Raw genomic sequence first — 14951 nt, forward strand, 5'->3', positions numbered from 1 at the left:
CTTGCGTTTAAAAACTTGAGACAAAGTTTTTAATCTCCTCAGACAACAACTCTTCACCATCCAGAAATTGCGCCTTTATAGGTAAATAATACAAATCACTCATCTTAAGTAGGGGGCGAAGTCTTACATAATCTTTTTCTGTAGTGAGGATACAATCTAATGCATCAAGCATTTCAATCTCAGAGCTTGTAAAATTATGATGATCTCCATACGCCTCATGAGAAAATGATAGCCCTTGACTAGCTAAATACACCGACAACGGTTTAGGATTTGCAATTCCCGTCACTAGCGTAACCTTTTTAACCTTAAGCCGGTTAAGTGACACAGCTCCCTCTGCAGAATACACCTGCTCATCATATGATATAGCTGAAAAATATACTTGCTGAGTTTTATTCACATTTAAAGAATCAACAATAGACGCTTGTTCTTGTGAACTTAAATTTTCTGGACATTTAGTTACCACTACAACATCTGCCCTACTCGCACCAGCTCTAGGCTCTCTTAAATTTCCAGCTGGTAACAAGAAGTCATTACTATAAAGATCACTGTATGCTGTTAATAATATATAAAACCCAGCTTCGACCTTTCTATGCTGGTAAGCATCGTCTAGAACTATAACTTCAGGCGCATTGACTTTTGACAATAATGTTTCGATACCAGTTTGACGATCCTCGCAAACTGCAACTTGTATATTTTTGAATTTCTGAGCAAATTGTAATGGCTCATCACCCACCATAGTTGCCTGATTTTCTGGATGAACATCTAGGTATCCTTTCGTTTTTCGGCCGTAACCCCTACTTAGTGTGGCTACTTTATAGTCATGATGCAAAAGCCGAACTACAAACTCAGTCATTGGGGATTTTCCAGTTCCTCCCACGCTCAAATTACCCACACATATAACTGGAATATCATATTTTTTTGACTTAAATATACCAGTGTCGTAGAGCTTATTTCGCGTAAGCGTAACTAAATAATAAATTCCCGCGACGGGAAATAACAAGAGACGTAGTTTTCTCATAAAACGAAGGTATCATTTTTTATCTTTACCCTTATGAAGGTACAAGATGTAAGTAATTTAATTAATGAATGGGCGCCACTAGCTTATGCAGAAGATTTTGATAATGTTGGTCTTCTTGTAGGTGACCCTCATCAAGAAGTAAGTAATATACTCGTATCACATGATGCACTAGAAAATGTGGTTGATGAGGCAATTACAAAAAACTGCAACCTTATTGTTTGCTTTCATCCTATAATTTTTTCAGGTTTAAAAAGACTTACAGCAAGCAATTATGTGCAAAAAGTGGTTCAAAAGGCTATTAAAAATGATATTGCCATTTTTGCAATTCACACTGCGCTAGATAATGTAGAGCACGGTGTTAACTTTGGAATGTGCAAAGCTCTCAATCTATCAAACACAAAGATTTTAAGCCCTAAACAGCATCATATTTACAAACTCACCACTTACGTTCCACACGCTTCTGTAAAGAGCGTTACTGATTCATTATTTAAAGCTGGAGCTGGAAGTATAGGTAATTATGAAGAGTGTAGCTTTGAAGTAAAAGGTCAAGGCTCTTTTAAAGGAAATGAAAACTCTAACCCTGTTATAGGAAGTAGAGGCACAAAACACATTGAACCAGAGACACAAGTACATCTTACGTTTGAAAAACACCTTAAGTCTAAGATTTTACAAACACTTTTTGAAAATCATCCATACGAAGAAGTTGCTTATGAAATCACCTCTCTAGAAAATACGCTACAAAATGTGGGTATGGGTATGATAGGTGAGCTTGATAAAGAAATGAGTGAGGTGGAATTTTTAGCTTTCGCGAAAGCGCAATTTAAAACAGGTGGTATACGTCATTCACAATTATTAGGTAAACCTGTAAAGAAAATAGCCGTACTAGGAGGAAGCGGAGCCTTTGCCATTAAAAGTGCAAAAGCCCAAGGAGCCGATGTACTAGTTACTTCAGATTTAAAATATCACGACTATTATCAAGCCGAAAGCCGCATCCTTTTGTGCGATGTGGGACATTATGAAAGTGAGCGATATACGAAAAACCTAATATGCGATTATCTTACAGAAAAAATTAGTACTTTTGCAATCATTTTATCTGAGGAAAATACCAATCCTATCAACTATTTTTAACGTATGGCAAAGAAGAAAGAAGCAACAGTAGAAGAAAAACTACGCTCGCTTTACGATTTACAACTTATAGATTCACGTGTGGACGAGATCCGCAATGTACGTGGAGAGCTTCCACTGGAAGTTGAAGACCTTGAAGATGAAGTAGCTGGTCTTAACAAGCGCATCGAGAAGTTAGAAAACGATTTAAAATTGGTAGACGACTCTATCAAGGCTAAAAAAATCCAGATAGATGACTCAAAAGCATCTATTAAAAAATACTCTGAGCAGCAAAAAAACGTACGTAATAACCGTGAGTTTAATGCTTTAAGTAAAGAAGTAGAGTTCCAAGAACTTGAAATTCAACTTGCAGAGAAAAATATCCGTGAGTACAAAGCACAGATTGAGCAAAAAGGAGAAGTTATCACACAAACTAAGCAACGCCTTGGAGAACGTGAGAACCACCTTAAGCACAAGAAAAACGAGCTAGATGCTATTCTTTCTGAAACAGAGAAAGAAGAACAAGCACTTCTAGCTAAAAGTGCAGAATATGAAACTAACATTGAAGACCGCTTAGTTAAAGCATACAAGAGAATCCGTTCTAGTGTACGTAATGGTCTTGCTATTGTACCTATAGAGCGTGGAGCATCTGGAGGATCTTACTTTACAATCCCACCACAAGTACAGGTTGAGATTGCTGGACGTAAGAAAATCATCACAGACGAGCACTCTGGTCGTATCTTAATAGATAGCGAACTAGCAAACGAGCAGCATGAGAAAATGGTAAAGCTTTTTAAGAAGCTATAACCACTTTTCCTTACAACATTAAAAAGCCTTCTATTTATAGAGGGCTTTTTTTTACCATTGAGTTATCTATAAATAACAATTTTCCGATTTCACATCAAGATATTTTCATTAAATACTCCACTTTATAATGACTATAATTGATTAACAAAACGATAACAACAATCTCAACCCTTATGATGTACTTTTATAGACTTTAAAAAAACCTCTATGAAATTACTTGCCTCCCTTGCAACGCTCATTACTTTTATGGCTTGCAACCATGATCCTAAGCCTATGACTGAGCCTACAGCTATGCTTGACCCAGTGGAAACGACGTTTCAAGATGGGATGAGTAGGGCATATTTTGCTAGTGGATGTTTCTGGTGTGTAGAGGCAGTTTTTGAAAGTGTGAAAGGTGTCGATGAGGCCGTAAGTGGCTATAGTGGTGGTAAAGAAGATAATCCAACTTACAAACAAGTGAGCTACGGAAACACGACGCATGCTGAAGCCGTGGAAGTAATTTATGACCCAAAGGTGATTTCTTTTCAACAACTGGTAGATGTGTTTTTTGGATCACAGGACCCAACCACAAAAAATCGTCAAGGCCCAGATGCAGGTCCACAATATCGTTCTATCGCTTTCTATCAAAACGACAGTGAGAAAAAAATAATAGATAAAACTATTGCTGCTTTAAATGAGTCTACTTACAATGGTCGCATAAGCACCCAAGTACTACCGTTTCAGAAATTTTGGATTGCCGAAGACTACCACCAAGATTACGAGAAAAACAATCCAAGCAACCCATATATTCAAAACGTTTCTATCCCAAGATATAGACGTTTTGCACAGAAGTTTCCAGAATTATTAAAAGAGGATGCACACTAAATTTTAGTAGCTTTTATCTCAAAAATTAATGGATATAAATGGTCTTTACTTTCGTAAAGGCCATTTTCATTTTTGACCAAATCCGGAAGAACATCATAAGGAGAAGCATCGCGTTCTCTTAAAATTTCTATTTTAAGACCGGCATCTATTAGGGCAGAAACCACTTCACCTAAACCGTGATTCCATCCATACTCCTTGCTTATCATGGGCGCATCAGTCTGAGCGTAAGTCCCTTCATATTCTTCGTAAACTGCCTCATCCTGATGATAACCATACTTCATTACCGGCTTATCTCCTGTATAATCAAACATCCAGACGATGGGATGAAACTCTACCATATAAAAAGTCCCTCCACTCTTTAATCGCTGTGCAATCATAAGCGCCCAAGGTTTTAAATCTGGCAACCACCCTATCACACCATAACTCGTAAAAACAATATCAAATTGCTCTTGGATATGCATTGAAGTATCAAGAACATTACAGCACACAAATGCGGCAGACAACCCTAGTTGTTTGTTTAGCTTTCGCGAAAGCGTAATTGCCTCCTCACTAATATCTACTCCTGTTACCAAAGCACCCATCCTTGCCCAACTCAACGTATCTTGTCCAAAATGACATTGAAGATGGAGTAAACTTTTACCATTTACATCTCCCAAGGCATCCAACTCATAGCTGTTAAGAGAACTTTTACCATTTAAAAATGATGGCACATCATAGAAGCTACTCTCTGCATGTATAGGCACTTTCTTTTCCCAAGTTTCCTTGTTTGTGCCAAAGTAATCCTGAAACTGCTCTTTCATAATCCGTATTTTTGGAAATAATGAAAAAGATACTACATTTTGACGACGACGCAATTAGCGCAATGGATAAGCGTTACCGTGCGAACTTTATTAATAGTGTTACGGGATATAAAAGCGCCAACCTGATAGGTACTACATCTAAGGACAACCATAAAAATCTAGCTGTTTTTAGTTCTATCACACACATAGGAAGTAGCCCTGCTCTGTTAAGCTTTATCATGAGACCTACTACAGTCCCTAGACATACATATAAAAATATTAAAGAGACGGGAGTTTTTACAGTGAACCACATTAATACTGAAATCATCTCACAATCACACCAAACAGCTGCAGCTTACGAGGAAAACGTTTCAGAGTTTAACGCTACCGGATTACAAACTGAATATTTAAATAACTCGAAAGCACCATTTGTAAAACAGGCACATATTAAAATTGCCTGCGAATACGTAAATGAATACAAAATTGAGGAAAATGGCACTATTTTAATGATAGGAGCTATTAAGGAAATCTTTATACCAGATAACTGCCTAGATGAAGATGGATGGATTGATCTAGAAGCATCTATGGGAGTAGCCATAAACGGACTTGACGCTTATGCTTCTCCAAAACTTATAGACAGATTTTCTTATGCAAAACCTGATAAGCAAACCACTTCTATCAAGAAGTAACAATGCTCATCTGTTTTAATACTATCTTTGTAACACCCATTTATTCCAGATAAAAATCCAGGAAACAATTAAAAACTAAACAATGAAACTTTCTAACATACCTAAAATAAAACATACAGATGCCAATAACTTTTTCTTACTATGTGGCCCATGCGCTATAGAAGGAGAAGATATGGCAATGCGCATTGCAGAGAAGGTGGTAAAAATTACCGACACTCTAAAAATACCATATGTTTTTAAAGGGAGTTTTAGAAAAGCAAATCGTAGCAGAGTAGATAGTTTTACGGGTATAGGAGATGAAAAAGCTCTTGAGATTTTAGCAAAGGTTTCTGCAGAATTTGATGTACCTACTGTAACAGACATTCACGAAAGTTCTGATGCTGCTCTCGCAGCACAATATGTAGATGTTTTACAAATTCCTGCATTTTTAGTAAGACAGACTTCTCTTGTAGTCGCTGCTGCCGAAACAGGAAAAGTAGTAAACCTAAAAAAGGGACAATTCATGTCTCCAGAATCGATGAAGCATGCTGTACAAAAGGTTCATGACACTGGCAATGAAAATGCTTGGATTACAGATCGTGGTACTATGTTTGGCTACCAAGATATGATTGTAGATTTTAGAGGAATACCTACGATGAGGCAGTATGCTCCTACGGTACTTGATGTGACACACTCCTTACAACAACCTAATCAATCAAGCGGCGTTACTGGTGGACGACCAGATATGATTGAAACTATAGCCAGAGCTGGTATTGTGAATAACGTGGATGGATTGTTTATTGAAACACACTTTGACCCTGCAAATGCAAAAAGTGACGGTGCAAATATGCTTGATCTTGCATATCTTGAGCAATTATTAAGTAATCTCGTAGCGATTAGAAAAGTCGTAAACACACTTTAAAATTAAGACAAATCCAAAACTCAAATACGCTTTAAAATCTCAAATATAAGAGAGCAAAACTTCCATTAATTAAAAGTTTGCTTAACATATATTTCTCATCACTGTCTACTGCTTTTTCGTAACTTCGTTTTTATATGTTAAAACAACAACTTAATTTTAAACTTTCGCAAAAGCTTTCTCCTCAGCAAATCCAGCTGATGAAGCTTATCCAACTTCCCACGCAGGCGTTTGAACAAAAAATCAAACAAGAGCTGGAAGAAAATCCTGCTCTCGATAGCGGCAAGGAGGAAGTTCAAGATGATTTTGAAGAGTTTGACAATACAGATGACTTTGATGAAGCGCCAGAAGTTGAAATTAATGTGGATGATTATCTAAGTGATGATGAAATCCCAGAGTATCGCCTGAGCGCAAATAATTATAGTGCAGATGATGAGGACAAACAAGTACCTTATGCTTCTGGAACATCCTTTAATCAATATCTAAAAACACAACTCAATACCGTAAGAATATCTTCTGAAGAGCGCGAGGTGGCCGAATTTATCATAGGCTCTCTAGATGAAGCAGGATACCTGAGACGTCCGCTAGCAGATCTTATGGACGATCTAGCTTTTACACAAAACATCTACACCTCTGAAGAGGTTATAGAAAAAATGCTTTTTAAAGTGCAAGACCTTGACCCAGCAGGGGTGGGAGCACGTAATTTACAAGAATGTCTGGTGTTACAACTAGATAGAAAGCCAGCTACAAAATCTGTATCGCTAGCTGTTGATATTCTTGAAAAGTCTTTTGACCATTTTAGCAAGAAGCATTACAAAAAGCTCATGGCTAAGTTCCACATAACGGAAGAGGAACTTAAAGATGCTATCAATGAGATAGAACACCTTAATCCAAGGCCAGGAGGATCATACTCCAGTAACACAAAAATAGTAGAGCACGTTGTTCCAGACTTCACCATACGCATAGTAGACGGTGAGCTAGAACTCTCACTAAATGGTCGTAACGCCCCAGAACTTAAGGTCTCTCGAGATTATAGCAACATGCTTAAAGGTTATAAAGAATCTAAGGAGCGAACTAAAGCACAGAAAGATGCGGTAATGTTCATTAAGCAAAAACTTGATGCAGCCAAATGGTTTATAGAAGCCATTATACAGCGACAGCAAACACTTTTTGTCACTATGAGTAGCATCATGCATTATCAAGAAAAATACTTCTTAACTGGTGATGAGCGCAACTTAAGACCTATGATATTGAAAGATATTGCTACAGAAATTGGGATGGATGTATCCACCGTTTCTCGGGTTGCAAATAGTAAATATGTAGACACACCTTACGGAACAAAACTTATTAAAGAGTTCTTTTCTGAGAGTATGACAAATGATCAAGGTGAAGAAGTATCTACACGTGAGATTAAAAAAATCTTAGAAATGGTTATCGAGGAAGAGGATAAACGCAAGCCTCTTACAGATGATAAACTTGCGGGCATTTTAAAAGAAAAAGGATACCCTATTGCACGTAGAACGGTAGCTAAATATCGTGAGCAACTAGATCTTCCAGTAGCGAGATTACGTAAACAGATTTAATGAAATTCCTCATACGTAGCTTTTCCTATATTTTTCACCCTCTGTTTATGCCGCTGAGTGGTGTTTTGTATTACTTCTACATTTCACCTAGATACTTCAATGAAGAGTTTATTTACTCTAAGATATTTGCAGCTGCCATAATGACTACCGTAATACCCATTTTAAGCTTCTATATGCTTAAAAACTTACAATTAGTCTCGAGCATACACCTCAAGGATGTAAGGGAGCGCAAATGGCCGCTACTTATGCAGATGCTATTCATCTTTATATTAATAAGATTAATATTTGACGGTTATGAGATTCCCGCACTTTACTTTTTCTTTGTCGGAGTTTTAGGAGCTAGTTCTGGAGCATTCTTACTATCTCTTTTTAAGTTTAAAGCAAGTCTTCACATGATAGGACTCTCGGGAGTTTTATTCTTTATTATAGGACTCAGTCTTCACTATGGCTCAAACATGCTTCCCTGGATTGCAGTCGGGATTTTTGCTTGTGGTGCAACAGCTACATCGAGACTAGATGCAAAAGCCCACACTCCTATTGAACTTATTATAGGATTTATAATAGGTGCCGCTTCGCAGTTTCTAGTTTACCCCTATTGGCTATAATAGTAGTAGTAGTAGTAGTAGTAGTAGTAGTAGTAGTAGTAGTAGTAGTAGTAGTAGTAGTATTGTAACGCTTTCGCGAAAGCGTACACTTATAAGAAGTAAAAAACTAATCCCAAACGAATCACCTGAAGGTTGACGCTATCGGCATCTATTTGCGCGTCGTCATTAAACAACGTACTCAAACCATAATATCCTTGGAAATTAAAAGCTCCGTACCCGAAAGAGAATGATGGTCCGTACTGGAAGTTATTTATCTCAGGTAAATCTGTACGAACAATATCAGCACTAGCATCTTGAAAAGTAGATTTGAACCTGAATAAGTAACCTAATTTTACTCCGGCATGTATACGCCAGAAACTATACTTGGTTGGCGTAGATGTACGCCATCTGTATTCAAGTGGAAACTCAAGAGTATATGTAGTAAATCTATTTACTTCTTCGTTAATCTGATCATCAAGAATTTCATAATTAGTCACCTCACCCGCAAATTCTTCACCTATAAACAAGTTTTGATTATACGTATCAAGGGCAAGACCTATTCCTAAACCAATTGCCTTATTGCGGCGCTTATTGATAGGAAAATCTCTAATAAATCCAACTTGCACTCCTGCACTAAGACCATTTTGACTAAAGCTTGCTGGTTTATTGCTTAATAAATTAAATGTAACACCTACATAGACTTGATCTTCTCTATATAAGGAATCAACCTCCTCCTCATACGAAATAGCTTCCTCTTGAGCCATAAGACCAATAGTGAGAAATAAAATGGTTAAAAATAGGTAGTATTTCAAGTGGAAGAATTTGTAACAAATATAAGAGAAATGACAATGAGTATTGAAAATAAAAAAACGCCTTGAGTTACCTCAAGACGTTTTTTTACTAATTTAATATAGGACTATTGCGTTACAGCATCATCCGTTTGTGTGGTAATATAAATTACCTTAAGCATGTTTGCTTGTCTAAGCTCCTGCTTTACGTCATATACCAAACCTGAATTAGTTTCCTTATCTACTTTAAAGGCAACCATTACACGGTCTTTAAGCTCATCTCTAAGCTTTTCACGCTCTTCGAGTATTGCTGGTTGTACTTCGTTTATGTTTACAAACTTGTCTCCAATTTGTATTTTCCCTTCTGTACCAAGGTTCTTATATCCCTCTCCTGGAGTACCAGCAAAGATGTATACACTTCGATCCTTTTTAAGCTTCTCAGTTTGATCTGCTGAAGGTAAAATTTGAGCTACTTTAACGTCATTTTTACGTAACACCGTAGCAACCATAAAGAAGAATAATAACATAAATACAATATCTGGTAAGGAAGCAGTATTTACTGCTGGTAATTCCTTAGCACCGCCTTTTCTAAATTTTGACATATTGTTATTGTTTTTATATTAGTTATTAGGGTCTACTTCAGAAAGCTTCTGAGGATACATGTTCTTGATAATATCAAGTTTTTTCTCAGTTGCATCTTCGTTACCCTTAAAAACACCTTCATCTATCGCTTTACTTACTTCGGTGTACTTCCACCCGTATAAACGTTGCGATTCTCTATCACGTAAGAAATTATATGCTCCTACTAGCTCATTTTGAACTGTAATAAAAGACTCGTAAGATGACTCACGAAGACTCTTTACAGTAACAATAGCCTTATCAGGATAATCCGATGAACTCGGATTACGTTCTCCCTGACAATAGTCACAATACCCTTCTTGTCCTTTTGGCACTCCCCCATTATCTAGGAAAGCAATGGCTGCTGCTTGAAGATCTTTCATCTCCATAGGCTCATTTTCAACCAAAAGCTGTTCTTCATTGTTTACAATAACAACAAAAAGGTTCTTTTCTTTTATGATAGGAGGCTCCACATTCTCAGGCTGCTCTGGCGGTAACGCTCTTACTAGACCTCTATCTTTTTCAATGGTAGTAGTTACCAAGAAGAAGATAAGTAGTAAGAATGCGATGTCTGCCATAGACCCTGCATTAATTTCTGGTGCATTTCTCCTAGCCATAATTATTTATTTACAAGTTTCTTAGCTCCAGAAATAACCATTAATACAATTGCGACAGCCGCAAGAATAAAGAATGCATTAATACCAGCGCTTACCCATTGTGAACCACTAGCAGATAGCATTTCTCCGTCTTTCATTGCAACTTCTTCTGCTCCGCTTGCAGCGAAGTAAGATATAGCAACTACTAACAAGAATGCTCCGGCACCTATTAGTGTATTCTTTGCGTTACCCGAAAATAGACCTTTGATAACAAAAATCGCTACGAGTATTACTGCGATACCTATAACTATCCATGCAAGGAGAATCATGATATCAACAAGGTTCTGTGAGTCACCACCTACGATGGCTTCATTGTTTGCCCATACCATACCAGCAACAACAAGTGCTACGATACCTACGATACCAACAATGAGTTTTAAAATTTTATGTAATCCCATAATATGTATGAATTTTTAAGATTACTATATATTACTTCTTGTAACGTACAAGCATGTCCATCAATGTGATTGATGCATCTTCCATATCGTTTACGATACTGTCAATTTTTGCAATAATATAGTTATAGAATATTTGAAGAATAATAGCCACAATCAGTCCAAATACTGTTGTAAGAAGTGCTACTTTAATACCTCCTGCTACAAGAGCTGGATTCATATCACCCGCTGCTTCAATTCTATCAAAGGCTTGAATCATACCGATTACCGTACCCATGAAACCAAGCATTGGTGCAAGTGCGATAAATAATGAAATCCAAGATACGTTCTTTTCAAGTTGTCCCATTTGAACACCACCATAAGCTACAACAGCTTTTTCAGCAGCTTCTACTCCTTCATCTACACGGTCAAGACCTTGGTAGTAGATAGAAGCAACAGGCCCCTTAGTGTTACGACATACTTCTTTTGCAGCTTCAACACCACCACTATTTAATGCATCTTCAACATCTTGAGCTAACTTCTTAGTGTTAGTAGATGCTAGGTTAAGATATATAATACGCTCAATAGCAATTGCAAGTCCTAAAATAAGACATAAAAGTACAATCCCCATGAATCCAGGACCTCCTTCAATGAATCGTTTTTTCAAATCTTGCGTAAAAGAAAGCTCTTCTGCTACGGCTTCATCTTGAAAAGATGCACCAGAATCTACATTCGCAACGATTTGTTGGATTTGTACTGGAAGGGTTGTTTGTGCGTTACTGGCGTTTGCTGTGAATGTGCTTAACACTACTACAGCGGCAATTGCCATGATAGAGAATAATTTTTTCATTGCTCTTGATCTTAAAGTTTAAATTAGTAAAGGGTTAAATATAGTAATTAATTAGATTAACTGTAACAAATATAGAAAAGCATCGTCTTATTTTAATTACAATTATTTTAGTATGTAATCTCTAAAGTAGCGTGCTTTCGCTAAAATTCGCATGAAATACTTCTAATTCTATCACAAAATAATTACTTCACGTTATTGTGAAATCTTTTGAGATAGCAAGTATATGAAAGTATGCTGTAATTTCTTACTACCTTGATACTTTTTTAATAGAAACACCTCATTATTGTGAAAAAATAAATAGTCTGTTCTATATCTTGAGTTTTTTACTTAGAAAAACACCTGTAAAATTGGAAAATACTAGTTCTTAACAAAGCATAAAAAAAGCTCTCAATTTTATTTGAGAGCTTTTCTTTATAATAACTAATAGTATGTTTTTGAATACTTACATTTTCTCTATAATAAACTCTGACCTTCTATTAATTTGATGCTGCACTTCATCGCATTGCACTCCATTAAAACAATCATTAAGCAATTGCGTTTCTCCAAAGCCTTGAGCAGACAATATTCTCTCTTTTGCTATTCCTTGTCTTATTAAGTAATTTTTGGTTGATATAGCCCTTCTTTGCGAGAGCTCCATATTATAATTATCATCTGCGCGGGCATCCGTATGAGATTCTATTCTAATCTCTATAGATGGTTGTTGAGACATCAGTGTTACAATCTTATTGAGCTCCATAGCAGCGTCTGGACGTATGTAGTCCTTATTGAGATCAAAGAATATAATTCCAACCTTAATTTTAAGTAGACCTCCATCTTCCACAATAAGTTCACTTAGCGTTTCAAGATCTAAGGGAACTACAGTTTCTGATGAGATACTAGAAGTAACAATATTTTTTGAATTAGGAGTGTACCCTAATTTATTCACTTTTATATCATATTGCTCAGCACAGTCAAGGTCAAAATTAAAAACATAATCTCCATTCCTTTTACTTACGGTTTCAGAAAGCTTAACTCCATTCTCCCCATATAAAGAAACTGTAGCATCCGCTATACGCTCTTGCGTACGTGCGTTAATCACATACCCTTTAACAAGTTGTTTACAATCGTTTAAAACATCTTCAGGAGCAATACGCTGTATTGCATAAATATCATCATCGCCTACTCCTCCTTCTCTGTTTGAACATACAAAACCTTGCTCTCCTTCTTCGTTAATAATGAAACCAAAATCATCCAACTTACTGTTAAGTGGCTTACCTAGGTTACGAGGGTCCGAGAATAAATCATTATCCATATTACTTTCAAAAACATCTAATCCACCAACACCTAAATGTCCATCCGAAGCAAAGTATATCACTCCCTTTGCAATAAAAGGAAACATTTCTCTTCCTGATGTATTCACTTTTGGCCCTAGATTTCGAGGTGTAGAATATGTATTATCCCCCAATATATCTACTACAAATATATCTGTAGCGCCTATTGTTCCTGGCATGTCTGATACAAAATAAAGTTTACTACCATCTTCACTAAGCGTAGGATGACCCGTAGAGTAATCCTTACTATTAAATGGCAGTTCATGCACATCGCTCCAGTCGTCCTTTCTATCTAGACTGTCATTCCTAACCGCAGTATATAATTTAAGATGGCTAATTCCATCCTCTCCTCTTTTTAAATCTACATCATAGTTATTTCTAGTAAAGTAAATACGATTACCATCATTAGTAAAAGCAATTGTAGCCTCGTGATATTTTGTATTTATAACCTTAGAAAATATTTTCTCTCTTTTTACTTCATTCTCGGCAGCGTTTATTTGTCCAATATAAAAATCTAAAAATGGCTGATCGTTCCAATGATACCTTCTTTTGATATAATAAGACGTATCCACAGCAGATGAGTACACAAGTTTATTTCCATAATATGCAGGTCCAAAATCTGAATACGCTGTATTTATTGACAAGTTTTTAAGCTCAAATTGCGCGGGAATCGCTAGCACATCTGCCAGAGTGCGTTCTTTCTGAGCATAATCATCAATACGTTTATCATTTTTAGTTGACGCTTTCGCGAAAGCTTTCATCCACTTTTTTGCCGCTTTATAATCCCCAATACCCTGTAGTGAGTGTGCAAATCTAAATAAATACTCGGCATCGACTTCATCTCCATATTGACTCACAAGCAGATCATACCACTTATAAGCCTCCTCCATATTTGTATTGAAGTAATATGAATCTCCAGCCTTCTGCAGAAGAACCATAGAATTATCTCCTCTATCTATTGCTTTCTCATAAACAGCTGCCGCTTCAACATAGCGCATTTGTTCAAATAGCTTATCTGCGTTTTTATATGTTTTCTGTGCAAAGAGAGAGACAGAAAAAAGTAGCAGAAGTATCGTAATATTCTTTGTCATTATTTATAATTTAAAAGAAACGAGGTGATTTAATTTTCTTTGTTTTTGAGATAAGATCAAATCTCATTGTAATCTCATGGCTTCCAGTATTAAATCGCTGTAGTTCTGTAGTAGTATAATCATAAGAATACCCTACCAGTAGCTGTGGTGTTATCTGGAATCCTGCAAGACCACTTACAGAATCATCCCATCTATAAGAAAGCCCTAATCTTAGCTTTTCATAAAACATAAAATTTGCAGATAAATCCACAATGAGCGGAGCTCCCGTAACACTCTTTACAAGGAAAGCTGGTTTAAATTTTGTCGTACTACTAAGATCTGTAACAATACCTCCTATTATAAATAAGTGAAGTCTTTCGGCAGCTACAGTTTGCTGTATATCATCATAGGTTTGATCTGTAAATAAATTTGGGATTGAAAATCCAAGATAGTTTCGATCATTATGCCAGTAGACACCTGCTCCTAGAGTAGGTAAAAATTCACTCACATTATTTTGAAAAAGGACATCTTGACTTTGAGCATTACCCTTAGAAAAATCAATATCTAAGAAACGCCCACCTCCTTTTAAGCCAAACGAAAGCTTACGAGTGTCTGAAGTCATTATCGTATAAGAAAAATTAAGATCTAGATACGTTTCCTTAGAGGGACCAAGTTCATCGTTTGCTATTGCCAAACCAAGACCTACATGTTCACCAATTGGAGTGTCTAAGGAAAAAGTCTGTGTTCTAGGAGCTCCATCAAGACCAACCCATTGCGATCTCAACACCCCAATCGCAGAAGCATGACCTCTAGATCCAGCATATGCTGGATTTACACTCAACGTATTGTACATATATTGTGTAAACTGAGGATCTTGTTGCGCAAATAGCGTCTGGAAGGATAGACCTACTAAACCTACTATTAATACTCTAAGCTTTATATTCATACTTTTTACTTTT

16 protein-coding genes are annotated in these 14951 nt (G+C 36.6%); 7 read left to right on the forward strand and 9 right to left on the reverse strand.

Going from position 1 to position 14951, the window contains the following annotated elements; all coding sequences use genetic code 11:
* Positions 1 to 7: 7 nt before the first annotated feature.
* A complete protein-coding gene (gene lpxK / locus ACJJVW_RS03985; RefSeq protein WP_405250818.1) occupies positions 8 to 1018 on the reverse strand; it encodes a tetraacyldisaccharide 4'-kinase in 1011 nt (336 codons plus the stop codon).
* A 33-nt stretch (positions 1019 to 1051) separates the two neighbouring features.
* Between lpxK and ACJJVW_RS03990 the strand changes: the two genes are divergently transcribed.
* The 3 genes from ACJJVW_RS03990 to msrA all read left to right on the forward strand — a co-directional run bounded on the left by ACJJVW_RS03990 (position 1052) and on the right by msrA (position 3793).
* Positions 1052 to 2146 (forward strand): Nif3-like dinuclear metal center hexameric protein, encoded by a 1095-nt coding sequence (locus ACJJVW_RS03990; RefSeq protein WP_405250819.1) that lies wholly within the window; start codon positions 1052 to 1054, stop codon positions 2144 to 2146.
* Between the two features lie 3 nt (positions 2147 to 2149).
* Positions 2150 to 2929, forward strand: coding sequence for a zinc ribbon domain-containing protein (locus ACJJVW_RS03995; protein WP_013751262.1), 780 nt, complete (start codon positions 2150 to 2152; stop codon positions 2927 to 2929).
* 207 nt (positions 2930 to 3136) lie between these two features.
* On the forward strand, positions 3137 to 3793 hold the full coding sequence (gene msrA / locus ACJJVW_RS04000) for a peptide-methionine (S)-S-oxide reductase MsrA (protein ID WP_405250820.1): 657 nt from the start codon (positions 3137 to 3139) through the stop codon (positions 3791 to 3793).
* Here msrA and ACJJVW_RS04005 read toward each other — a convergent pair.
* Positions 3790 to 4593 (reverse strand): class I SAM-dependent methyltransferase, encoded by an 804-nt coding sequence (locus ACJJVW_RS04005; protein ID WP_405250821.1) that lies wholly within the window; start codon positions 4591 to 4593, stop codon positions 3790 to 3792. The genes msrA and ACJJVW_RS04005 overlap by 4 nt on opposite strands.
* A gap of 20 nt (positions 4594 to 4613) precedes the next feature.
* Between ACJJVW_RS04005 and ACJJVW_RS04010 the strand changes: the two genes are divergently transcribed.
* The 4 genes from ACJJVW_RS04010 to ACJJVW_RS04025 all read left to right on the forward strand — a co-directional run bounded on the left by ACJJVW_RS04010 (position 4614) and on the right by ACJJVW_RS04025 (position 8347).
* Positions 4614 to 5261 carry a flavin reductase family protein gene (locus ACJJVW_RS04010; protein ID WP_405250823.1) on the forward strand — a complete coding sequence of 216 codons (648 nt, stop codon included), beginning with the start codon at positions 4614 to 4616 and terminating at the stop codon, positions 5259 to 5261.
* 82 nt (positions 5262 to 5343) lie between these two features.
* Positions 5344 to 6162 (forward strand): 3-deoxy-8-phosphooctulonate synthase, encoded by an 819-nt coding sequence (kdsA, locus tag ACJJVW_RS04015; RefSeq protein ID WP_298329066.1) that lies wholly within the window; start codon positions 5344 to 5346, stop codon positions 6160 to 6162.
* Positions 6163 to 6296: 134 nt separating this feature from the next.
* On the forward strand, positions 6297 to 7742 hold the full coding sequence (rpoN, locus tag ACJJVW_RS04020; RefSeq protein ID WP_013751257.1) for an RNA polymerase factor sigma-54: 1446 nt from the start codon (positions 6297 to 6299) through the stop codon (positions 7740 to 7742).
* A complete protein-coding gene (locus tag ACJJVW_RS04025; RefSeq protein WP_405250824.1) occupies positions 7742 to 8347 on the forward strand; it encodes a hypothetical protein in 606 nt (201 codons plus the stop codon). The genes rpoN and ACJJVW_RS04025 overlap by 1 nt, the downstream gene beginning before the upstream one ends.
* 89 nt (positions 8348 to 8436) lie before the next feature.
* On the opposite strand, the gene ACJJVW_RS04030 is transcribed toward ACJJVW_RS04025, so the two are convergent.
* The 7 genes from ACJJVW_RS04030 to ACJJVW_RS04060 all read right to left on the reverse strand — a co-directional run bounded on the left by ACJJVW_RS04030 (position 8437) and on the right by ACJJVW_RS04060 (position 14938).
* Entirely contained in the window at positions 8437 to 9138 is a 702-nt protein-coding gene (locus tag ACJJVW_RS04030) for a porin family protein (protein WP_405250825.1), read from the reverse strand.
* Positions 9139 to 9242: 104 nt separating this feature from the next.
* Positions 9243 to 9716 (reverse strand): biopolymer transporter ExbD, encoded by a 474-nt coding sequence (locus tag ACJJVW_RS04035; RefSeq protein ID WP_013751254.1) that lies wholly within the window; start codon positions 9714 to 9716, stop codon positions 9243 to 9245.
* An 18-nt stretch (positions 9717 to 9734) separates the two neighbouring features.
* On the reverse strand, positions 9735 to 10349 hold the full coding sequence (locus ACJJVW_RS04040) for a biopolymer transporter ExbD (RefSeq protein WP_013751253.1): 615 nt from the start codon (positions 10347 to 10349) through the stop codon (positions 9735 to 9737).
* Between the two features lie 2 nt (positions 10350 to 10351).
* Complete coding sequence (locus ACJJVW_RS04045; RefSeq protein WP_298329078.1) at positions 10352 to 10786, reverse strand: hypothetical protein; 435 nt, start codon at positions 10784 to 10786, stop codon at positions 10352 to 10354.
* 31 nt (positions 10787 to 10817) lie between these two features.
* Positions 10818 to 11612 carry a MotA/TolQ/ExbB proton channel family protein gene (locus ACJJVW_RS04050; protein ID WP_041295665.1) on the reverse strand — a complete coding sequence of 265 codons (795 nt, stop codon included), beginning with the start codon at positions 11610 to 11612 and terminating at the stop codon, positions 10818 to 10820.
* 442 nt (positions 11613 to 12054) lie between these two features.
* Positions 12055 to 14013, reverse strand: a complete 1959-nt coding sequence (locus ACJJVW_RS04055) for an OmpA family protein (protein WP_405250826.1) — start codon at positions 14011 to 14013, stop codon at positions 12055 to 12057.
* A 10-nt stretch (positions 14014 to 14023) separates the two neighbouring features.
* Entirely contained in the window at positions 14024 to 14938 is a 915-nt protein-coding gene (locus tag ACJJVW_RS04060; protein WP_405222860.1) for a type IX secretion system membrane protein PorP/SprF, read from the reverse strand.
* Between the last annotated feature and the right edge of the window lie 13 nt (positions 14939 to 14951).

It is taken from the genome of Dokdonia sp. Asnod3-C12 (genome assembly GCF_045063975.1).
In the GTDB taxonomy this organism is placed as follows: Bacteria; Bacteroidota; Bacteroidia; order Flavobacteriales; family Flavobacteriaceae; genus Dokdonia.